Annotated in this window: 17 protein-coding genes; 5 read left to right on the forward strand and 12 right to left on the reverse strand. The window is 38.8% G+C overall.

Features of this window, described 5'->3' with window-relative positions:
* Positions 1 to 74: 74 nt before the first annotated feature.
* The 8 genes from ASU03_RS13805 to dsbC all read right to left on the reverse strand — a co-directional run bounded on the left by ASU03_RS13805 (position 75) and on the right by dsbC (position 13401).
* Positions 75 to 1421 carry a sodium-dependent transporter gene (locus tag ASU03_RS13805; RefSeq protein WP_057832384.1) on the reverse strand — a complete coding sequence of 449 codons (1347 nt, stop codon included), beginning with the start codon at positions 1419 to 1421 and terminating at the stop codon, positions 75 to 77.
* 501 nt (positions 1422 to 1922) lie between these two features.
* Positions 1923 to 5534, reverse strand: coding sequence for an ABC transporter permease/M1 family aminopeptidase (locus tag ASU03_RS13810; RefSeq protein ID WP_057832385.1), 3612 nt, complete (start codon positions 5532 to 5534; stop codon positions 1923 to 1925).
* A 30-nt stretch (positions 5535 to 5564) separates the two neighbouring features.
* Positions 5565 to 6485, reverse strand: coding sequence for an ABC transporter ATP-binding protein (locus tag ASU03_RS13815; RefSeq protein ID WP_057832386.1), 921 nt, complete (start codon positions 6483 to 6485; stop codon positions 5565 to 5567).
* A gap of 276 nt (positions 6486 to 6761) precedes the next feature.
* Positions 6762 to 8339: a lysine--tRNA ligase gene (gene lysS, locus ASU03_RS13820; protein WP_057832387.1), complete on the reverse strand. Its 1578-nt coding sequence runs from the start codon at positions 8337 to 8339 to the stop codon at positions 6762 to 6764.
* A gap of 293 nt (positions 8340 to 8632) precedes the next feature.
* Positions 8633 to 9731, reverse strand: a protein-coding gene (prfB, locus tag ASU03_RS13825; RefSeq protein ID WP_157465909.1) for a peptide chain release factor 2 whose coding sequence is annotated in 2 segments (ribosomal slippage) — positions 8633 to 9655 and positions 9657 to 9731 — 1098 coding nt in all. Because the reading frame shifts where the segments join, the coding sequence is not laid out codon by codon here.
* 199 nt (positions 9732 to 9930) lie between these two features.
* Complete coding sequence (locus tag ASU03_RS13830; RefSeq protein WP_057832388.1) at positions 9931 to 10638, reverse strand: ABC transporter permease; 708 nt, start codon at positions 10636 to 10638, stop codon at positions 9931 to 9933.
* A gap of 42 nt (positions 10639 to 10680) precedes the next feature.
* A complete protein-coding gene (gene recJ / locus ASU03_RS13835; RefSeq protein WP_057832389.1) occupies positions 10681 to 12468 on the reverse strand; it encodes a single-stranded-DNA-specific exonuclease RecJ in 1788 nt (595 codons plus the stop codon).
* A gap of 138 nt (positions 12469 to 12606) precedes the next feature.
* Complete coding sequence (dsbC, locus tag ASU03_RS13840) at positions 12607 to 13401, reverse strand: bifunctional protein-disulfide isomerase/oxidoreductase DsbC (RefSeq protein WP_057832390.1); 795 nt, start codon at positions 13399 to 13401, stop codon at positions 12607 to 12609.
* Between the two features lie 296 nt (positions 13402 to 13697).
* Between dsbC and fldB the strand changes: the two genes are divergently transcribed.
* The gene (gene fldB, locus ASU03_RS13845; RefSeq protein ID WP_057832391.1) at positions 13698 to 14216 is read left to right on the forward strand and encodes a flavodoxin FldB; all 519 of its coding nucleotides are present in this window, start codon (positions 13698 to 13700) and stop codon (positions 14214 to 14216) included.
* Positions 14217 to 14548: 332 nt separating this feature from the next.
* Positions 14549 to 15805 carry an ATP-dependent RNA helicase SrmB gene (gene srmB, locus ASU03_RS13850; RefSeq protein WP_057832434.1) on the forward strand — a complete coding sequence of 419 codons (1257 nt, stop codon included), beginning with the start codon at positions 14549 to 14551 and terminating at the stop codon, positions 15803 to 15805.
* A gap of 698 nt (positions 15806 to 16503) precedes the next feature.
* On the opposite strand, the gene ASU03_RS13855 is transcribed toward srmB, so the two are convergent.
* The 3 genes from ASU03_RS13855 to yaaA all read right to left on the reverse strand — a co-directional run bounded on the left by ASU03_RS13855 (position 16504) and on the right by yaaA (position 19720).
* On the reverse strand, positions 16504 to 18321 hold the full coding sequence (locus ASU03_RS13855) for a TIGR03545 family protein (RefSeq protein ID WP_057832392.1): 1818 nt from the start codon (positions 18319 to 18321) through the stop codon (positions 16504 to 16506).
* Complete coding sequence (locus tag ASU03_RS13860; protein ID WP_057832393.1) at positions 18321 to 18854, reverse strand: DUF2062 domain-containing protein; 534 nt, start codon at positions 18852 to 18854, stop codon at positions 18321 to 18323. Before ASU03_RS13860 ends, ASU03_RS13855 begins: the two co-directional genes overlap by 1 nt.
* Positions 18855 to 18946: 92 nt before the next feature.
* Positions 18947 to 19720 carry a peroxide stress protein YaaA gene (gene yaaA, locus ASU03_RS13865; protein ID WP_057832435.1) on the reverse strand — a complete coding sequence of 258 codons (774 nt, stop codon included), beginning with the start codon at positions 19718 to 19720 and terminating at the stop codon, positions 18947 to 18949.
* Positions 19721 to 19986: 266 nt separating this feature from the next.
* On the opposite strand from yaaA, the gene tal reads away from it, so the two are divergent.
* The 3 genes from tal (at position 19987) to ASU03_RS13875 (ending at position 22300) form a co-directional block, all read left to right on the forward strand.
* Entirely contained in the window at positions 19987 to 20949 is a 963-nt protein-coding gene (gene tal / locus ASU03_RS13870; RefSeq protein WP_057832394.1) for a transaldolase, read from the forward strand.
* A gap of 214 nt (positions 20950 to 21163) precedes the next feature.
* Positions 21164 to 21337: a DUF3545 family protein gene (locus ASU03_RS20800; RefSeq protein WP_157465910.1), complete on the forward strand. Its 174-nt coding sequence runs from the start codon at positions 21164 to 21166 to the stop codon at positions 21335 to 21337.
* Positions 21338 to 21496: 159 nt separating this feature from the next.
* Entirely contained in the window at positions 21497 to 22300 is an 804-nt protein-coding gene (locus ASU03_RS13875) for an alpha/beta fold hydrolase (RefSeq protein WP_057832395.1), read from the forward strand.
* 278 nt (positions 22301 to 22578) lie between these two features.
* Here the strand turns inward: ASU03_RS13875 and eno are convergent, their stop codons facing one another.
* Positions 22579 to 23877, reverse strand: a complete 1299-nt coding sequence (gene eno, locus ASU03_RS13880; protein ID WP_057832396.1) for a phosphopyruvate hydratase — start codon at positions 23875 to 23877, stop codon at positions 22579 to 22581.
* Between the last annotated feature and the right edge of the window lie 59 nt (positions 23878 to 23936).

The raw sequence follows: 23936 nt of genomic DNA on the forward strand, positions 1-23936 counted from the left end.
GCCAATAGCGGTCGGACAAACGAGCTCATCGTAAGTAACAAAAGCACCAAGGCTATGGCCGTATTGATAACTAGCTATAAAGAGTGCCAAAAAACTAGGCCAATGGCTGTCGGACAAACGAACTTGGTATACCAAGGCCAGATTTTCCAGAAGAAACTGTGCTCGACATTTTCATTACCTTGCTTGATTTCCGCTAAAATTTCATTTCTATACCAAATCCAACCAACAAAAATACAACATAACATGGCAATAATAGGTTGACCGTATACCGTAGAAACATTGATCACCAAACCAAATAACAAGTCAAAATTTACCACTATTAATGCGCTTAACAGTAAAATACTGATACCTATTACTGTAGTGGCTTTTTTACGTTCAATATTATGACGTTCAACCACAAAAGATACTGGCCCCTCTAACATAGAAATTGATGACGTTAATGCCGCTATCGACATTAAAACAAAAAAGGCAAAAGCAACAAATACACCAATATCACCCATACCAGTAAATAAGCTAGGTAATACATCAAAGACTAAGTTAGGACCCGATATTAAACTGCCATCTTCGGCAAAAATTGCCACCCCTTGCGCCTGTGCAACATACATAGCAGGGATAATTAATAAGCCTGCTAAAAAGGCAATAGAGACATCAATTAAAGTGACTTGGGCAGCAAGTGTCACTAAGTTCTCTTTTTTAGCAATATAAGAGCCGTAAATAATCATCACGCTAGTACCCAGTGACAAAGAGAAAAATGCTTGCCCTAAGGCACTAATTAAAAGATCAGGTTCCAACACTCGAGAAAAATCAGGATTTAAATAGGCATTAAAGCCCTCGCGAGCACCATCTAAGGTAAAGACATAGATGATCAATAAAATAAGCAAACCGATTAACATTGGCATCAAACGTTTTGACCACTTTTCAATGCCCTGCTCAACACCACGGCGAATTATCCCTATGGTTAACATCATAAATAATGCGCTGAATATTAAGTCTCGAGGCACTGATTGGACGGTTAACCAACTTGAGACTTGCTGAAAACCAAGTAATTGGCTGATGGGTTCAATTGCATAGGCCATCATCCAGCCAGCTAAAACACCATAAAAACTTAAAATAAGTGCCGCGCAAATAATGCCGCCAAAACCGATAACAAAGGCAAAACGTTTTTGCCATAAATTACGTGACATTTTTTGCATACTGGTTACAGCATTAGCTTGACCATAACGACCAATTAACAACTCAGCCATAAACGCGGGATAAGCTAAACAAAAGGCTAACACTAAGTACACTAAAACAAAGGCAGCACCACCATTACTCGCTGTTTGCGTGGGAAAACCCCAAATATTACCTAAGCCAACAGCAGAGCCTGCCGCTGCCATAATAAAACCAAATCGCGAACTAAAGCCGCCTCTTGCAACACTCATTTACTTCCCCGAATTTTTTGCGAAATTATTTTTATAATTATTCATGAAGGTCTGTGCCTTATGATGAGAGCACTAATTTACGCAATAACGCACAAGAAAAATAGAGGACAAGGCATTTATTATTTATTTAATAAACACCGAAATGTTAAATAGACTGTAAACATAGTGATACTGATAAATTAAAAAAATAACGCTGGTATAGCCGCGACAAAAATTATCTAATTATACCCGTTTCATTAAGTTTGTGATCTTGTTGTGCATAGGAAAAATAAATCAGGGCAAGGCGCTCGATTGAGCAATAGCGAGCTATTGAGATTGAGAGCAACGTAGACATGGGGTATTTTACCCCCACAAGTGAGCAATCATTTAATGAAATTGGTATTAACAGCTTAAACAGCTACATTTTTCATCCCGCTCACCTAAGATTGCTGGCATGATAAAAATAAACCAGCAAGAGCTGCCTCTTTACTGGTTTATAATTAATATTCAATCAATTGTAAATTACAAGCGGAAAATATTATCGGCACTATCTCTATCCACTAAGCGAATAAAAGGATCTACGCCGGCAAATTTAGGCTTACCTTTAACTCGTACTGTTATTTTGTTGGTACCTGTTTTGATCTGATGTTTAGCAAGATATAAAACAAAATCTTGTGCAGACAAGTCTTCCGGATTTGCGCTAAATAAACCAATATCAATTTCATCACTAAAATCAACTTCAGTTTCTTTACCTTGACCATCGGCACGTTTAAGTGCCGCTTCAATGGTTAAGGTCACATCAAAAGTATCTTCAATATCAGCCACTGCCACAACTTGTACATCGGTAGTTTTCAAATCATACAAGCTAATATGTTCAAACAGGTTGCTAATAAAACGCTTTTCTTGCTCATTAGTATCTTGGTTAAGGTAAGCCATTAAATCTAAGGTGGTTGGATACGGCGTACTTTGATACTTAAATTCATTGAGGAAGTTTTGTAAGGCGCTATTTAAACGCTGTTCACCTAATCTGTCTTTAAGTGCCATCATCACGATAGAGCCCTTGTTATAATGAATATACTGCTGATTCTCACTACGGTATAAAGGCATCTCTTCTAACGCTTCAGTACTGCGCCCGCTAAGATATTTATCTAATTCATACTTTAAAAATTTACGCATGTTATTCTGGCCGTATTTTTTCTCCATCACCATTAATGCGCCATATTGCGACAAGGTTTCAGACAAAATAGCACTGCCTTGCACATTAGCCGCACCCACTTGATGTGCCCACCATTGATGGGCGACTTCATGGGCGGTAACATAATAAGCTATATCAATATTGTTCGGATCGCGTAAGTCACTAATAAAGCCAATCTTTTCAGAAAAAGGCACGGTATTAGCAAAACTTTGCGCAAAACTGCGATAACCTGGGTATTCGATTATACGCATTTGTTTGTGCTGATAAGGACCAAAATTCTCACTAAAATAATCAATCGAATCACGTACTGATTCCATCATACGGTCAACGTTCATAGCGTGATTCTTATGATAATAAACCTCAATATCAATGCCTTTATAGTGCTCTTTTTTCGACTTTAATTTTGCTGACATAAAAGAATAAAAATTAACCATAGGCGCGTCCATTTTATAATGGAAAGTACGGCGACCATCTTGCAATGTTTCGCTTTGCAAGTAACCTGGCGCGATAGCAAACTGATCGGCTACCGTTGAAATGGTCGCTTCAAAGTCAATAAAACCAATGCCGTTGCCAAAGAAACTTTCATTATAAAACCGTTTATCTTCGAGTTTATTGGCGCGTTGCAACGGCGCTAAATCATGCTGTCGACGTTTATGACGATCATTTAACTGCCAACCTTGTTGATAACCAAAGTTTGGAAATAAAGCGAAGTTGTCAATAAAAGTACCATTGTCCAGTAAAGTATAATCACCATTAGTTTCACTAAATCCCTGATGGACACGGGTAACGCTTAACTTGCCCTGACGTATTTCACCTGGCAATAGCGGCTCAGTAAATGTAAACCATGCGGTATCAAACTCTTCATCTAATTCACCTAAAACCCCACCATCAATCTCCACCGACCATTGTTTACTATGGTTAGGTTTTGCTACTAAAAATTTAGTGATTGCTTGGTCGCTGGTATTGGTTAAGCTTAATTCGGCTACCGCTTCAATACGGCGTTCACTTGGATAAATATCAACTTTCGCATGTACTTTAGTAATGGTGGGAATAGCTGCATTGAGCTCACTAACATACTTATGCTCATATGCCGCACGGTTATCATCTATATCATCGCTAATAACAAAGTCATTAAGTACACGGGTATTGTAGTGAATAACACTGCCTGCACCGATAAAAATAATTAAGCCTAGCGTAATAATGGCTTTGCCTGACGTTGATAAGTGATACGAAATATTTTTAATACGCGTTTTTAATGATTGCGCCGGACCTCGATGCCATAAGGCATAAGTTAAACAGGCGAAGACTAAGGTTAAACCGCTCCAATAAAACATATACCAATGATGACTGGTTAAAAAGTGTCCGTAACCATTAATATCCGAATATAATACTGGCGGCGCACCGCCAAATTGAAACATATTATGACTAAATCCTAAACTGCTTAGCGTTATTGAACTGATTATAAATAATACAAATAACAACATACCAATATATTTATTTGGACTAATCACTTGTAAGAAAAAGGCCAAAACGGCGGTAAAAATAAAAGGCACTAAATTGATGTAACCTAAGCGCATAATATATTGCGATAACTCTATGTGTTGATGGCCTTGTAATAGCTGATTAACAACTGTAACCGAAATACCGCAGACATAAAGCAAGGCTAAGACCAAACTAATGGCTATGATTTTCGATAGCCAAAAAGTAATATTATTTACCGGCATTGAATCAACAATATCACCCATGCCTGAATCTCGTTCACGCCAAACAATTTCAGCACTGTAATAAGTCAGTACTATCATCATTAACATACCTGTCGAGCCAGCGATAACTTCAACCATGTTTTGTGTTAATGGCCAGTTAGGCGTGCCATAGCTGCCTAAAGAGCTCATAAGTATTGAGATAAGCATAACCATAGTAATTAAGGCAAGTACGAAAAAAGGTGCGCTGAATACAACTTGTTTGATTTCAAATAAAATACGTAAACGTAAATGTGCTGCGGTTTGAATACCCGAGCTTTTAGCGGTGATATTATTGTTTAATAACGCCGGGATTTTTTCATCTTGCATTAGCGCTTGCTGCGCTGCTTTTTTCTGTGCCTTTTTACTGAGTTTTTTTACTTTCGCGCTAGATAAACGTACCTTAGACCTAAAACCACCAAAGACTGCCAGTATAAATACCGAAATAGCCAACCACAGTAAACGGTTTTCTAATAAGGTGCCGCTTAACTCAATGGTACTATTATTCTTATCAAACAAGGTCCAATAACGCGTCATTTCACTAAAGGTGTTGAATGCAAAAGGATCAAGCAATGCGGCTATGGTACGGTATTCTGGGTCACTCAAAAGCTGCCCTGACACAGAATAAAGAACAAATAGGCCTACAGCCGATAGGTAAACCGCCATCATAGAGCGAAACTTAAGGGCTACCGCATAAAAAAAGCACGACAAGACCAATAAGGTCGGTAAAGACAGATAAAAATACGCACTAAAATAGTAACTTAGATTGGTAGCACCTAAACGCTCAGGATCAACCCAACCGACTAAACCGCCCAATAAAGTTCCAATTAAAATACCTAAGGGTACAAAAGCAAAAACCGTGGCAACGACGGCAAAAGAGCCTAAAAATCGCCCTAATTGATAGCTCAGCGGATTTATCGGTTTAGAATACAGTAACTCTGACATCTTGCTAGTGTCATTACGGGTTGCGGTGCTGGCAACAAAATTTACCACCAAAAACATGGCAAACAAGCCCATGATCAATAAGGTTTGCGCAATAGCAAAAGGCCCATTATATAAAACATTACCACCGCCACCCAATTGAATATCGTCACTAATGGTGGCAAAAAAGGTCAGCAAGAAAAAAATTAAACTGGTGACATAAAAAGAGGGCTGTCGAGTAAAATAGCGCCATTCAAAGGCAAACATTTGCATTAACATAAGAAATTCCTTGTCATTGGTTTGCTTGAATTAAGCCACTTTTTTTTGTGCTGAAGTAGACTGAGTTGCAGTGGATTGATCTGAAGCACGATATTCATTTAACGTAGAAAAATAGACATCTTCTAAATTCACTGGCGCGGCTTCAAAACCAAAGGGAGCACTTTCGGCTATGACATGCACAATAGTTTGTCCGGCAAATAAACGTTTCGAGATCACGTTAAATTCTTGCTCAATAACGTTAAGCTCTGATTGAGCAATCGCTTTACGCCAGATTTGACCCTTGAGTTTATTGGTTAATTCGATGGGATTACCTTGTAGTACAATTTTCCCTGAGGCAAGTACCGCCATATTAGGGCAAAGTTCGGTAACATCCTCAACAATATGTGTTGATAATATAATGGCTTTTTCTTCACCTAAGGCGACTAATAAATTATGAAAACGATTACGCTCTTCTGGATCTAACCCCGCAGTAGGTTCATCAACAATTAATAAGTCAGGATCGCCAAGTAAGGCTTGGGCAATACCAAAACGCTGACGCATGCCACCAGAGAAACCACTAACGGCATTTTTTCTATGCTGGTATAAATTCGTTTGTGCTAATAAACCTTCCACCGCTTCTTTACGCTCTGCTTTATTTTTCAAACCTTTTAAAATAGCAAGATGGTCAAGTAATTCATAAGCACTGATACGAGGATAAACACCAAAATCTTGTGGCAAGTAACCCAAACGTTGTCGTAGTGCTTGTGGGTCTTTTAAAACATCAATACCATCAAAGGTAATACTGCCACTATCAGCATCTTGCAAAGTGGCAATGGTACGCATTAATGACGATTTACCAGCACCATTAGGGCCTAATAAACCAAACATGCCTTTCGGGATTTCCAGCGTAATATTATCCATCGCTTTAACTCCATTATCGTAAGTCTTGGATAAATTTTTTATTGTTAACATTATTATTCCTTGCGTTAATTTTTATTTATTATTTTTTTGCCAATTTCGTTGTAGATAACTCAACAAAAAATTTGTAGGTTTAGCCTACTGCATTGTTAATATTATGTAAAATATAACTTGACCACTCACAGTAAGAGAATGTAATAAAACCGGCCTTACACCCTTTTTAAAAGAGCAACAAAAAAGCCCGTAGTTATTAGCAATTTATGCTAATAACTACGGGCTTCATCATGCTTATTTGACTACTTTCAAATAACGTTTTTATTCAAAACGTGTTTATTTCTCTGCTTCAGGACGCATATGTGGGAATAAAATCACGTCTTTAATGGTTGGTGAATCAGTGAACAACATCACTAAACGATCAATACCAATGCCTTCACCGGCCGTTGGTGGTAAACCGTATTCTAAGGCGGTGATGTAATCCGCATCATAATGCATAGCTTCATCATCGCCGGCATCTTTTTCTGCTACTTGTTTCTTAAAGCGAGCGGCTTGATCTTCAGCATCGTTAAGCTCTGAGAAGCCATTGGCTATTTCACGACCACCAACAAAGAATTCAAATCGGTCGGTAATAAATGAGTTGTTATCATTACGACGTGCTAAAGGTGAAACTTCCCACGGGTATTCGGTGATAAAGGTAGGTTGATCCAATAAGTGCTCTGCTACTTCTTCAAAAATTTCACAGATATACTTGCCTGGTCCCCATAACTTAGCAGCCTCACCTTCTTTAACACCCACAGCTTTTGCCATGGCTTTAATCGCGGCAAAGTTATTTTCCGGGTCACGTAATGCGGCTTCATCAAGGTGCTCAGCTGCGCGATGCTCTTTACCGTATTTTAAAATGGCGTCGACCATAGATAAACGCACAAATGGCTGGCCAAAATCGTAAAATTTCTCTTCGATCACTTCACCATCAGAATTTTTAACGGTATTACGAATCATCGTTGTACCCAGTACATCTTGGGCAACAGTACGTAACATTTCTTCGGTAAGGTTCATCATGTCATTGAAATCAGCATAAGCTTGGTAGAATTCAATCATGGTAAATTCTGGATTATGACGGGTTGAAATACCTTCATTACGGAAACTACGGTTAATTTCAAAGACACGTTCGAAACCGCCGACCACTAAACGTTTTAAGTTAAGCTCTGGCGCAATACGTAAGTACATATCAAGATCAAAAGTATTATGATGGGTCATAAAAGGTTTAGCCGTTGCACCACCTGGTATGATTTGCAGCATAGGGGTTTCTACTTCCATAAAATCACGTTCAACTAAAAACTGTCGAATTCCTGAAATAATTTTTGAACGCATTTTAAAGGTATTACGGGTCTCTTCATTGATGATCAAATCAATATAACGCTGACGATATTTAGTTTCTTGATCTGACAAACCATGAAACTTTTCAGGTAATGGACGTAGTGATTTAGTCAACAATGAGTATTCATTCATATTCACGTAAAGATCGCCTTTACCTGACTTATGCAAAATACCTCTAATACCAATAATGTCACCAATATCTAACGAGCCCCATTTAGCTCTTATTTCTTTCTGTACGGTTTTTTCAGCATAACCTTGAATACGGCCTGACCCGTCTTGTATCACTAAAAAGGGTCCACGTTTTGCCATAACACGGCCAGCAATAGCATAAGTAAGCTGTAGTTCTTCAAGTTCTTCTTTGGTTTTTTCACCATGTTCAGCTTGAATATCAGCGGCTAAATGTTCACGATTAAAATCGTTAGGAAAACCATTCGCGGAACAATTAGAGCGAATCTTCTCAAGCTTTACACGACGCTCAGCAATCAGTTTATTTTCATCTTGTGCTACAGGTGTACTTTTAGCTTTATCTGTCATGTTAGTTTCTCAACGTTATCTTTAATTTGATCAATTTAATTAATTATTTGTGGTTAGCTTTTATTTTTAGCTTAATGCTACAATCCAGACTTTAAGCTGGCTGCTAAAAACTTATCAATATCACCGTCTAGCACGGCTTGTTTGGTTCATTCTGCTTCTGTTTTCAATATCTGGGAAAACCGTTGCTACAAACCAGACTTTAAGCTGGCTTCTAAAAACTTATCAATATCACCGTCTAGCACGGCTTGTTTGGTTCATTCTGCTTCTGTTTTCAATATCCGGGAAAACCGTTGCTACAAACCAGACTTTAAGCTGGCTTCTAAAAACTTATCAATATCACCGTCTAGCACGGCTTGAGTATTTCTATTCTCAACGCCAGTGCGTAAATCTTTAATGCGGCTATCATCTAAAACATAAGAGCGAATTTGGCTGCCCCAGCCGATATCTGACTTGCCATCTTCAAGCACTTGTTTGTCGGCATTTTGTTTTTGTATTTCAATTTCATACAGCTTGGCTTTTAATAGCTTCATCGCTGTTGCACGGTTTTTGTGTTGCGAACGATCACTTTGACATTGTACTACTGCACCGGATGGAATGTGCGTTATGCGAATCGCTGAGTCAGTTTTATTAACATGTTGGCCTCCTGCGCCCGAAGCACGATAAGTATCAACACGAATATCAGCAGGATTAATCTCAATTTCAATGCTGTCGTCAATTTCAGGGTAAATAAATGCTGAGGCAAATGAGGTATGACGACGACCAGAGGAATCAAACGGTGATTTTCGTACCAGTCGATGTACACCTGTTTCAGTGCGCAGCCAACCATAAGCATATTCACCGGTGTACTTAATAGTACAACCTTTAATGCCGGCAACATCACCGTCAGTAACTTCTACAACTTCTGTTTTATAGCCGTGTGCATCACCCCAACGTAGATACATGCGCATCAGCATTTCGGCCCAATCTTGCGCTTCAGTGCCACCCGAGCCAGATTGAATATCTAAATAACAATTATTTATGTCTTGCTCGCCCGAAAACATCCGGCGAAATTCTAATTTAGCCAAAATGGCATCTAAAGCATCGGCTTCAGTAATAGCTTCATCAAAGGTTTCTTGATCTTTTTCTTCCACCGCTAATTCAACTAAGTCGGCAATATCTTCACAACCAGTTTCAAGTTCTACTATGGTATTAACGACTTCTTCTAAGGCGCTACGTTCTTTACCAAGGGCTTGAGCCCGCTCAGGTTCATTCCAAACTTCAGGCTGCTCTAACTCTCGACTTACTTCAATTAAACGCTCAGCTTTAACATCGTAGTCAAAGGTACCCCCGAAGCGAATTAGCGCGGGCACGGATTTCTTTTAATTTAGTGAGTATTGGGTTTGTTTCAAACATAAATCTTCAAACATAAATTTAATGTGTAGTCTTTGACGGCATTGAACAGCAAAAGACAAATAGTCGCGCATTGTAACGTAAATAAGGGGGTAAATATACGGCTAACAAGTCCGCTATGTTACTTTTATCGTTACTATTTATAGCTATTTTTTATAACAACTTTGCTAATCACCCGTCATAATTACTTAGTAAGATAAGATTATTGAGGCTTTGCTTTGTTTAAGACTAAAAATATCGCCGATGCTAATCCCGCCGAAGCAAAGACCATACACATCACCATAATTTGATAGCGCGCGGCGATAAAAGGCGAGACGCCAGCAAGGATTTGCCCCGTCATCATGCCGGGTAAAGAAACAATACCGACGGCAAATAAGGCATTAACATTAGGGATCATCGACGCTTTAAAGGCAATATTACGTGACTTTTGATAAGGTTCACCACGGTTAAGTTCAGCATAAAAACGCTCGCCACATAAACTGACGCTATTCATGCCATTGGCAAACACCATGCCAGCCAATGGCACTAAGGTTTTCGCTTGATGCCAAGGCTCTAAGTTCAACACTCCTTGCGTAATAACGAATAAAACAATAAAGCTACTGATAAAAATGGCCAAAAATGCACTGCTAAACAGGGATTTTTTCGGTGACTCTATATTATTTAAGGCTATGTAAGTTGAAAATAGCACCATCACTAGCAGTAAGGAGCCAATAATCCAGGCATTGTCGCTGGCAAATAGATAACTTAAGACATAACCCACTAACAATAACTGCACTAACATACGTACTAGCGCATGCAAGGTCCGCTTTTGTGGCAATGACCAGCGAGCTAAAATAAGCAGTACCAGTACCACCGGAATAAAAGCGATGGCAAGTTTAGTGAGTGGAATAGTGACCAGTGCTTGCTCCATAGTTATGTCCTTAGTAAATCCTTAATTAGCTATAAATTAATATTAAACGACCCGAATATCTTCAATCATCAACTGCACGGTACGTTTACCTCTGAATTCATTCACATCCAGACGGTAAGCAAGGTGAACTTGTTTCGCTTGGGCATTTGGCCAAGCTTTAACATCAACATTAAAAGCTATGCCATCAAAGACTTGTTTACCTTGAACCGTGTCTTTTTGTACCACAATTTTCAAATGTTTTTCCCCCACAATTCGCTGCTGCACTATGGTGAAGGTATCATCAAATAAAGGCTCAGGAAAATTTTGTCCCCAAGGACCGGCTTCTCGTAATTGCTCGGCAAATTCAAGGGTAAGCAGATCAGCACTTAATTCACCATCGGAAAGGATGATGCTCGCTAAGTCTTCAGGTTTTAGCCATTTTTCAGCCAATTCATTAAATTGTTGTTTGAATTGAGTAAAGTCTTTTTGCTTAATCGATAAACCAGCCGCCATGGCATGACCACCAAACTTAAGAATTAATCCCGGATTTTGGCTATCAATATGCTCGAGTAAATCACGTATATGTAAGCCAGGAATTGATCGCGCCGAGCCTTTAATTTCAGCATTGTCACCCTGCTCGCTATCATCGCTGGCATTAGCAAAAATAATACACGGGCGGTGACATTTTTCTTTTAGTCGCCCGGCGACAATACCAATAACCCCTTGGTGCCAATCTTTTTGATATAAGGCTATAGCAAAAGGTAGCGGCTTATCTTCACTTTCTTGATTGAGACCGCCAACTAAGTCAACTGAGTTCATCACTCGCTCTGCTTCAACTTGCATGCCCTGTTCTATTTCTCGACGGGTTTTATTTAACTCATCAAGCTCTGCCGCCATTACGCGAGCAGTCGATAAGTCAGTAGCCAGTAAGCAATTGATACCATAAGACATATCATCTAACCGTCCTGCCGCATTTATTCTTGGAGCTATGGCAAAGCCAAAGTCACTGGCAACTAGCCTTTGCTGGTTCTTATTGGCTATTTCTATCAATGCTTGAATGCCAGGCCGTGTTTGGCCCGCGCGAATACGTTTTAAACCTTGGGCAACTAAAATACGATTATTAGCATCAAGTGACACCACATCGGCCACGGTCCCTAAAGCAACCAGATCCAATAACTGAGCAATGTTAGGCTCAGCAATACCTTGCTCAGAAAAATAGTTACGTTCTCGACAATACTTTCTTAACCCTAACATTAAGTAAAAGGCGACACCGACGCCGGCAAGGGCTTTACTGGGGAAATTACAACCCACTTGATTCGGATTCACAATGGCATCGGCAATAGGTAACGTATGCCCAGGTAAATGATGGTCAGTAACAATCACTTGCATGCCAAGATCTTTAGCGCGTTTAACACCGGCAATACAGCTAATGCCGTTATCGACGGTAATTATCATTTGTGCTTGCTGTTTTGCGGCGATATCAACTATTTCAGGAGTTAAGCCATAACCATATTCGAATCGATTTGGCACAATAAAATCATGATGGGTACTACCAAACAGACTAAGCGCTACCATCATTAAGGCGGTACTGGTAGCACCATCGGCATCAAAATCACCAACAATAACAATACGTGTTTTACTTAATAGCGCTTGATGTAATAATTGGCAGGCTTTGTCCATGCCCATCAGCGCGGTGTCATCCGCCATACCTTGTAAACGAGCAACATTAAGTTCAAGTTCTTGTGCAGACTTCATGCCTCGGCTGGCATAAATTTGTTTTATGATTTCAGGTAAAGTATCTGGCAAATGAGCAGTGGCGACCTGTGCTCGGCGAATAATTTTTTTACTCATGCTATTCGGTCTCGGTTATTCTCATGATGGTTTCAATGACAAGAAACGCTTATGACATATTTTTAACATAAAAAAAGTACTTACTGATAATCAACAAGTACTTTTAAAGGACAATTTACTGGCGCATTGAAAAATGAATTAAGTATTTTTCAATAACTCTTCTAATTGTGCTGGCGGTTGGTAACCTGGAATCATCATACCATTTGATAAGATAATTGCCGGCGTGCCGTTAACACCAATTTGACGACCAAAATCGTACTGCGCTTCAATAGGCGCTTCACAAATGCGATAAGCAATACCACTACCTGATTTAGCTTTGGTTAGTGCTTGGGCGGTATCTTCACTACACCACACTGAGCGTAAATCTTTAAAGCCTTGACTGAGATTTCCCGCGCGGTCTTTAATACCTGAACGTGGATAAGCTAAATAGCGAAAGGTTATGCCCCGTGCATTGTAATCTGCCATTTGCGCATGCATTTTTCGACAATAGCCACAAGTAATATCGGTAAACACTGTCACCACATATTTTTCATTTTCTGCTTTATAAACAATCATGTCGTCTTTAAATTTTTCGATACCTTCAAGACGAATTTTCGCCAAACTCTCTTCGGCTAAGTCTTTCACTTCATTGCCTAAGCTATATATTTTACCTTGAATGAAATAATCACCGTTATAGCTCGCATAATACAAGCCTTGATTAGTAACAAGCATAGCGATACCTGGTACCGGTGTTTTTTCAACTTTAACAACGGTTAAGCCTAAAGAGCTGTTAATTTTTGCCTTTAAAGCTTCAACATCAAGCACACTTGGGTCAATTGCCGGCTTGGCTAATATTTCCGGTACATTCGCTTGCGCGGCAGCATGGCCGCTGGGGACAAATAAAGCCAAGGTAAGCGTAGTCAGTACTGCGCTAAAAAAGAACGTTTTATACATAATGATTCCTAAAAATTCCTAACAAACTTCTAATGAGCTTTGAATAACTTCTATAAAGTAATGGCAATAAAGCTATAAAAACAAGCCTAACATACCTGCTCATTGGAATAGACCTAATTTTAAGCAAAGAAATTACAGCCATAGGACTTTATTTGCAACTTAAAATAGCGAGTATAGTGAATTAACTGGTAAACAAAGATAAATGTTTTTGCTAAAATCCCAGTGAAATGGCTCTATGTTCCTGAACATCTATCTTGAAATAGAGCGGATATATAATAAAATTTGGAAATAGCAAAATGAAAATTGGTTTGTTTTATGGCTCAACCACTTGTTATACAGAGATAATTGCCGAAAAAATTCAGGCATTAATTGGTGCCGATCTGGTTGATATCATTAATATCAAAGATCAGTCTTTAGCGCTGTGCTTGGATTATGACTTTATTATTTTTGGTATCTCAACCTGGGATTACGGTGAGATACAAGAAGACTGGGAATCAATTTGGAGTGATATTAATCAATTAGACCTTTCCGATAAGATTATTGCTTTATATGGTATGGGTGATCAAATTGGTTACACCGAATGGTTTCAAGATGCTTTGGGTATGTTACACGAACAAGTACTAGTACAAGGGGCAAAAACAATAGGTTATTGGCCAATTCAAGGCTATGAATTTACCGCCTCAAAAGCATTAACTGCTGATGGTAGCCAATTTGTCGGTCTGTCGTTAGATGAAGATAGCCAATATAACTTAACCGATGAACGTTTAGATAGCTGGTGTGAGCAAGTCTTAGTCGAGTACAGTAACTTACTGTAGCGTATTCTTTTCGTTTATCACTTTGCCTGATAGCATTTATTCTTCACCATATCCAATTACGTTCTGCAAACAAGAATTTAGCCCTTGCGATAATTAGTTACAGCAAGGGCTAAAAACATTATAATTGTCGCCATATTATCATTATACCAATCTCACACATTAATTAGTCATATCTACGGGTTAAAATAACCAACCACTTCGTTATTTATTTAATAATTTAAACAACTAGTTATTGTAAATAAATGCCTTGTATTTGGCGATTTTCCCTATGTATAAAGTAGATCACTTATTTAATGAAATTGGTGTTATTAACTCTTAGTGAATTATCCCTTATGTTTGAGCAATTCGATCTAGACTCAGAATTATTAGCCAGTATCAAAAAACTTGGTTATACCAAGCCCACCTCAATTCAAGATCTAGTGATCCCTGAGGCGATGGCAGGCAAAGATATACTAGCATCAGCCCCGACCGGCACGGGTAAAACCGCCGCCTTTTTACTGCCCATTGCTCAACATTTATTAGACTACCCGCGTACCCAACCGGGCTTTCCTCGGGTATTAATATTAACCCCGACACGAGAGTTAGCGATTCAAATTGGTGAAGACTGTAAGCAAATTACCGAGCTAACTAAAATAAAAACGGGTGTGATAACGGGTGGCGTTAACTACGGCAGTCATACTGATATCCTAACAACGACAACAGATATCTTAGTGGCAACGCCAGGTCGATTATTAGAATATATTGAAAACGAGCAGTTTGATGCCCGTGAAATTGAAATATTGGTGCTAGATGAAGCCGATCGCATGCTCGATATTGGTTTTAGTGACGCCATCAACCGCATTGTTGCTGAAGCTCGCTGGCGTAAACAAACCATGCTATTTTCAGCCACTTTAGAAGGTGCTGGTGTACTAGGTTTTGCCAAAGAAGTACTAGACGATCCTATATTTTTAGAGTCAAACCCTTCACGTAAAGAAAAAGCGGTCATTCATCAATGGCTACACTTAGCTGATGATTCAAATCACAAGTTAAATATGTTGATCAATATATTGAAGCAAGAAGGCGTCGAACGTACTGTCGTTTTTGCCAATAAACGTGAAACTGTACAGACTCTTTCGGGCAAACTATACGCTGAAGAATTACCTTGTGTCTGGCTAGAAGGAAAAATGCCGCAAGATAAACGTAACAAAGCTATTGCACGTTTTAAAAGTGGTGAAATTAAAGTATTAGTGGCAACTGATGTTGCCGCTCGTGGTTTAGATATTGACAACATCACTCATGTCATTAATTTTGATATGCCACGCAAAGTTGATATTTATATACACCGTATTGGCCGCACAGGTCGTGCTGGTAATAAAGGTACCGCCATCTCCTTAGTTGAAGCACATGATATGGCTGTTATTGGTAAAATAGAGCGTTATACCAAAGAACGTTTGCCACGTCGTGTTATTCAAGATTTACGACCACAGCACAAAGAATCTCGTGTGGTTAATAAGAAGGTTAAACTTAAGCTCACTAACTCGCAGAAAAAAGCAAAAACTAAGAAACAAGTAAAGAGAAAAGCTAAGCAAGCAAAAAAAGCAGCGAAGTAAGCAATAGCAGTGTTGTCAGCGAGCGAGGTGATAAATATCAATAAATCCTTGCCTATGTCACCTACTTATTTAACGGCTATAAGTTAAAACATCAAGCTGGCCTGCAAGAGCAAAAATGGTAGATAACGCCAATGATGGTGGCGTTTATCATGGTTGGGGCTTTTACTGTCCCAATGCGTCGCTACTAGTAAAAATCTAGTTCATAGTTCATAAAAAAGACCGTAATGCTTTAAGCAATACGGTCTTTTTTTATCTAATACCATTTTCATTAAGTTTGGGATCTTGTTGTGCGTAGGAAAAATAAATCAGGGCAAGGCGCTCGATTGACCAATAGCAGGCTATTGGGATTGAGAGCAACGCCGCCTTGGATATTTTAACCAGCACAAGTGGGCAATAATTTAATGAAATTGGTATATACCCGTGTTACTTCAAAATGCAGGATTCAGCTGGAATTAGAAACGTCTTTAGGCAAGGCATTGATTGAAGATAATAGTTGTTCTATTGTCGAAATCAATAACGCTGCATAAAACGTTTCTAAACCAGCCCTACGGGGATGTATGAGCAAATCATGCTCTTCCTTGTATCTGTTTTTAAGGGAATAACCCTTAATAAAAAGATACGCCTTGATCATGAATCGCTCAGACATCCTGAAACGCGCATTTTGAGGTATCACGGGTATACATATCAAAGAGAATGAACTAACCAAATAAGTCACCGAACTTATTTTTCAACTTATCCTTTAACTTATCTTTGGCTTTATTCTTAAGTTTATCTTCCAGATTTTTCTGTTGCTGTTTAACAATATCTGAATTCTTTAAGTCAGCCAGCGCTTTATCGGTATCGGTTAATAAGGCTTCAAGATCAAGCAGCTCTGCTGTTTGGCTATCACCTAATTTCAAGGCATTAGCTAATTTCTCGTTTAAGCCCTTATTCACTTTATCCTTAAAGTCAGTAAGCTTGCCGGCAAGCTGCTGCTTAAAAGCCCCGGTTAAGGCGTTACTTAAAGATGAAGCAATAGTAAATTTAGGCTTCTTAAGCTCGCCATTAACACCAATATCAATAGTTAAGCTATCTAATGACTTCATGGTAGCCAGTAATAACTGGGTAATTTTTGAGTTAGCCTGGCCTTGAAAACTTGCCTGCTTAAGAGACAAATGGTTAGCCGCTGAGATGTCATTATTGCTTAAGCTAAAAGTACCCTTACCACTAAGCTGTGCTTTATCAAGGGATAAGGTTAATGTCTTGCTTTTTGTTAACTGAGTATTGGATAACCAGCGATCATTAACAAACCATGCTCCGCCAGCATTGAAAGCACCCGATTGACTTAGCTTAAAGTGACTCGTTAGACTAAGTTCACCATTTGCTGTTGAGTTAATGTTTATCAGGCTATTTTTACCTCTAAGCCAATGCTGATGTGTTAGCTCACTGCCACTAACGATGACTTCACCCTGCGCCAGTTGAATTGAGAACAGGGCTTTTTTGATCAAGACCGATGGTAGCGGGGACTCTTCTTTAAAGAAGATAAATCGCCCGCTAGTATGAGTTTTTACCTCATTAGCCGTTGCTTCAGTTTGACTATTATCCAGAAAGGGTGATATTTTTTCATAGGCCCATTGTGCCTTTTGCACATGGTCACGCGCTTGCTCACCAAAGAGAATATGAGCAAAGTCTTCGGCATCAATACTTTCAAGTTGATAGGTTTTTTCAATTTGCTGCCAATCTTTGCTCGGGGCATTTTTTAGCTGAGTAACGTGCTTAGCTAATAAGTCCTTACTGGCTAATACTTGCTGCTTAGCTTTTTTAACAAGTGCTTGATCCGCTTTAAACTCGACTTTAATTTGCTCGAATGCTGTTTTTATTTTTTCTATATCGGCTAACGAATTAACTTTCATCTTACCTAAAGCTTTGACTTTATCTTGGTAGGACTTCATCTTTGCTTTATTAGGCAATTGCGCCTTTAATGCTTTTAATTTCACTTGTTCGGCTTTATAACTATGTTGTAATTGTTTGCTGGCTTTAACCGTTAATAAGTTACTGTCATTAAGTAAGGTTTTAACATCCGGTAGCTTGATATCAACTTCAGGTAGTAGGTCTTTCGCTTGCTCAGCTAAGCTTGCTTGTGCACCCTCATCACTTGCTTGTTCATCAGCATACACTCTACCCGCCTGAGCACGAACGCTTGAAAAAGCAAGCTGACTGACTTCAAGTTCATCAATGATAATTTTACCAAATAAATATTGCCACACATCAATACCAGCAGTCGCCCGTTCAAAACTAAATAAATTTTGTGTTGGTACTTCTTTATCGGTAACTTGCAAGCCTAAAACGCTTATCTGCAGAGGCGAATAAACCAGCTTTACCTCGGCAATATTTACTTCTGCACCAAAAGCACTTTCAGCCGAACTAACAAGGGCTTTTTTTACTAAGCTTTCCGCAAAAAAATAGCCGAACACAACCACTAAAGCACTTAAAACAAGAAAGGCAACCATGCCTTGCCAACGAATAAATCGTGCCATTATAAAGCTCCTTTAATTAGGCTAGTGTCGCCAGAAAAACTGCTATATAAACGATAAAACTTAGACGCCTTTAATGTTTGTACAATTCTAAATTTCTCAAAAAACGTCATGATATGCAGACGATATTTTTCTATTAAAACTTTACTAATAAAATATACCGGAACACATAATACTAGCCCTAAAACAAAGGCACCCAGGATATAAGTATGGTGCCAATGAGCGAGTTTAAATAAGCTTAGTTGGTAGAGCGAGGTAAAAAAGTCAGTCAACGCTGGGTGGGTAAGTAATGACTCACCTACCAGGACGATGACAGGAGATAGTATATAACTCATGCCAGAGAAAAGACCGACCGCAAGAATAAAGCTGCCTAAATGTACTCGAATGAGTAAAACAAAAAATATTATTACTATATTATGCAAGGTTAAGATGGGTGATAAACCAACCACAAAACCCAAGGCTATGGCTAACGCTATTTGCCTGATGGAACTATCACTGTTTAAGGCATGAAAAAGCTTGGCGAGTAAAGTTAACATGTCACCTCCTGTTAAAATGTTTAAATGTTTAAATGTTTAAATGTTTAAATGTTTAAATATGATGAAAGCCAAAGCCAAGATTAACTTGGCTACTAAAGCTCTTTACGAGTAAAAACCCATTCGTTACCTTGTGATAAACTGTCACTATATTGATAGCCAGCCAAATCAAATTCTTTAATTTTCTCAACCGACGTTAATTTATTTTGAATAATGTAACGTGCCATAAGACCGCGAGCCTTTTTGGCATAAAAACTGATTATTTTGTATTGACCATTTTTCCAGTCTTTAAATGCGGGTGTGATAATAGTGGCATTTAACGACTTCGTCTTGACCGATTTAAAATATTCTGTTGAGGCAAGGTTAATAAGGACCTCATCACCTTGCTCACTCAAAGCTTTATTAAGCTCGCCCGTTATGATGTCACCCCAAAATTGATACAAATTAGCACCACGACTATTGGCAAGTCGACACCCCATCTCCAAGCGATAGGCTTGCATTAAATCAAGAGGTTTTAACAAGCCATACAAGCCCGACAATATTCTAAAATGTTGCTGGGCGAAATCAAAATCTGCATTACTAAACGACGCAGCATCAAGCCCTGAATAAACATCACCATTAAAACTTAAGATGGCTTGCCTGGCATTATCTGGGGTAAAGGGGGTTGACCACTGGCCAAAACGTGCTGCATTTAAGCCGGCAAGTTTATCACTCAGTTTCATTAAACTGGCGATGTCACTGGGAGCAAGCTTGAGACAGTCATCGATCAATAACTGACTTTGCTCAAGTAAATTAGGTTGACTGAATTTTTCTGTCGCTAGCGGGGATTCAAAGTCTAATTTTTTTGCAGGTGAAACAACAAGTAACATATTTTTAGCTGATTTTAGTGAGTACTTTATAACGGGTAATATATCATAAGCTTTAAGCAAGTTAACAGCGTTTAATCTATAGCAAGGCAAGCCCAAACAATGGCGTTTGGCGTAATTTAAAAACAAAAATGCCTTGATCTGGTAAAAACAGCGCAATAAAGGGTGCTTTTTTATTTTTATGTTGTAATATTTCACCAGCTACATTCATTATCGAATTTAGAAATACTTAGCAATCAAATTTCCCCCGATATAATTAAGGTAACGCCATGACAAACTCTCCTTCACAGCTTGCACAATTAAAACTAATGACCACAGTTGTGGCTGACACAGGTGATATTGAAGCGATAGCAAAGTTTCAACCACAAGATGCTACCACAAACCCTTCGCTTTTATTAAAAGCAGCGTCTTTAGCTAATTACCAAGGACTAGTAAAAGATGCCGTTGCTTGGGCTAAAACACAATCAGTCAGTGCTGAGCAACAAGTTATTGATGCCACCGATAAACTGTCAGTGTTAATTGGTCTAGAAATACTAAAAATTGTCCCTGGCCGTATCTCGACTGAAGTAGATGCGAGATTATCTTTTGATACTGCCGCATCAATGACTAAAGCATATAAGCTCATTGCCATGTACAACGAAGCCGGCATTAGTAACGATAGGATTTTAATTAAACTTGCTTCTACCTGGGAAGGCATTAAAGCAGCGGAGCAACTTGAGCAAGAAGGTATTAATTGTAACCTAACATTACTGTTTAGCTTTGCCCAAGCACGTGCCTGCGCTGAAGCGGGCGTTTATTTAATATCGCCCTTTGTCGGTCGTATTCTCGACTGGTACAAAAAAGATACCGGTCGAACTGACTATGCCAGTAATGAAGATCCTGGTGTTGTTTCAGTTACCAGTATTTATAACTATTATCAACAGCATGGTTTTAATACTGTGGTAATGGGTGCTAGTTTTCGAAATACTGGCGAAATTCTTGAACTCGCCGGTTGTGACCGGTTAACCATTAGCCCAGCGTTAATGGCTGAACTAGCGAGTAATACTGATACTGTTGTACAAAAGTTAATAACTTGCCAAGCAACTGCTGAGCAAGAAGCGGCTTTAAGCCAAGCTCAATTTCGCTGGCAGATGAATGAAGACCCTATGGCAACAGAAAAGCTTGCTGAGGGCATTCGTAATTTTGCCATTGATCAAGTAAAACTTGAACAACAATTAGCCGCTATGCTCTAAATCCAGGATAAAATATTTCATTTTTCATACTCTTTATGATTATTTTAAGCGCATATTTTATAGAAATATACGCTTTTTCATATTCATCACTAACAAACTATGCTAAAAAAGATAGTAATTCTTTTAAGTTACTTGCCAGTCAGCAAGTGTTAATTTAATAGAATCGATCTAGGCATTTATTTTTCGATGTGATGGTAAAAATAAGGGGCAATTTATGGATAAGATAAACCAAATTTTCAAGTCAACAACACAAGTAGGTAAAAAGCGCGTAGCATCAACAACTAAAAAAACATGGCGTGAAATTGAATCGATTCGTGATAAGTTTCAGCTAGAAAAAGATCTACGCATGTATGAAGACTCATTAGAGTATATGTTAGAAGAGCTCTAAACAGTAAATAAGCTCAATTCCATCGACAATAGTCATAAGCCCAGCATGCTGGGCTTTTTTATAACGGTACAATTTATCGCTTTAAAGTAACTAACCAGTTGACAAAATTTAAACAGCCGTTTAAATTTTACCCATAACCTTTTTATCCAAATACATAAAATGCAGAAACAAATCATAAATTTTGTCCACGCTAACGGTTTTCCTGCAGGCAGCTATCAAACGTTATTTGCTTACCTACCTGACAACATGCAGGTTATCGCCTTAGATAAATATGGTCATAACAAGAAAAATCCGGTTAATAATAACTGGCAAGCTCAAGTAGAAGAGTTAATAATTTTTGTCGAAGCTAACCAAGTTGATGGCAATAAAGTCATTTGTCTTGGTCATTCATTTGGCGGCGTGATATCTTTTATTGCTTGCTGTCAAAGGCCTGATTTATTCAAAGGACTTATCATGCTAGATCCTCCCGCACTCAGTGGCGCGGGTGCTCTAGCGGCAAGGTTGGTAAAGAAAACCAAGTGGATAGATAAGTTTAGCCCTGCAGGACGCGCTAAAAACCGTCGTGCTCAGTGGCCATTGGGCTCTGATATAGGTGCACTATTTTCTGGAAGAAAACTGTTTAAGAACTTTGATAGCCGATGTTTAACCGATTATATAGCTCACGGTATATGTGAGCGCAACAATCAGTTAGAGCTGACATTTGACGCGCAAATAGAAGCCAATATTTTTCGAAATATCCCTTCAAATTTATCACGCTACAAAAATAAGTTAACCATACCTGCCACCTTGGTCTATGGCACTACTACCGATGTTTTTCCTCATCATATCTTTAGTCGCTTTGTTAAACTTAACAAACATATAAAGCTACAGACCACCCCTGGTGGTCACATGTTTCCATTAGAGCGCCCAGAGCAAACCGCTAAGTTAATTACAGATATAATAAACAGTTTTCCTGAAGATTAAATATACATATACCCGTTACCATTCAAGATGCATGTTTCAGAGTGCTTTGAATGGTAACGGGTATAGTTAACACTGCAGACATAAAAAAGCACGCTTGCCTTTACAGGAACAACCGTGCTTTTTTTTGTCTACTAATGCTAATTATTAACTAATTTGCATTAAATAATATTTAAAATTAAAGCTAATTAGTTTTAGAACAAGGCGCTTGCGCGGAGTTGACGTTAGTCAATGAGCACAAGCAACGAAGTTATCAAGCTAACTAGCAATAAGTTTAAATGTTATTGGCCTTTGATTTCAGAACGACCGTTATATATGGCTTTATCACCTAAGAACTCTTCAATACGTAATAATTGGTTGTACTTAGCGACACGGTCTGAACGACATAAAGAACCGGTTTTGATTTGTCCAGCTGCGGTACCTACCGCTAAATCGGCAATAGTGGTATCTTCAGTTTCACCTGAACGATGTGATATTATCGCAGTGTAACCCGCATCTTTTGCCATTTTAATCGCCGCTAAGGTTTCGGTTAAGGAGCCAATTTGGTTAAATTTAATTAAAATAGAGTTAGCAACTCCGGTATCGATACCACGTTTGAATATTTTAGTATTGGTTACAAATAAATCATCACCGACAATTTGTATTTTATCGCCAAGTAAATCCGTCTGGTATTTAAAACCATCCCAGTCTGACTCGTCTAAACCATCTTCAATAGAAATAATTGGGTATTCTTGACAAAGTTCGCCTAAGAAATCAGAGAACTCGTTTGAAGTGAATTGCTTGCCTTCACCTTTAAGGTCATAGATACCTTTATCTTTATCGTAAAATTCAGTAGCCGCACAATCCATCGCTAAAGTAACATCTTTACCTAAAATATAACCTGCAGCAGCTACCGCTTCTTTAATGACCACTAAAGCATCAGCATTTGAGGCTAAATCAGGAGCAAAACCACCCTCATCACCAACAGCCGTATTCAAGCCTTTGGCAGATAATACTTTTTTCAGTGCATGAAATATTTCAGCGCCCATACGTAATGCTTCACTGAAGTTTTCAGCGCCGACCGGCTGAATCATAAACTCTTGAATATCAACGTTATTATCAGCATGTTCACCACCATTAATGATGTTCATCATAGGTACTGGCAAGCTATAAACACCGGGAGTGCCATTTAAGTCAGCAATATGTTCGAATAATTGTACACCTTTATCCATTGCCGCTGCTTTGGCTACCGCAAGAGATACCGCAAGAATGGCATTGGCGCCAAATTTTTCTTTATTTTCAGTGCCATCTAAATCAATCATGATTTTATCGATATTGGCTTGCTCGACAGCACGCTGACCAATTAAAGCCGGAGTGATGTCATTTTTAATGGCGGCAACAGCCTTTAATACGCCTTTACCTAAATAACGAGACATGTCACCGTCACGTAACTCTAATGCTTCACGTGAGCCAGTAGAAGCGCCAGACGGTGCAGCCGCACGACCCCAAGCACCCGATTCAAGATATACATCGGCTTCGACGGTTGGGTTACCACGAGAATCCATGATTTCACGTGCTAAAATTTTGCTAATTTTTGACATTATCATTCCTGTTAAATATATGACGCTCAAGTAATACCAAGTGCATTAATTTATTGATC

Origin of the sequence: Colwellia sp. TT2012 (genome assembly GCF_001440345.1) — a bacterium.
In the GTDB taxonomy this organism is placed as follows: domain Bacteria; phylum Pseudomonadota; class Gammaproteobacteria; order Enterobacterales; family Alteromonadaceae; genus Colwellia.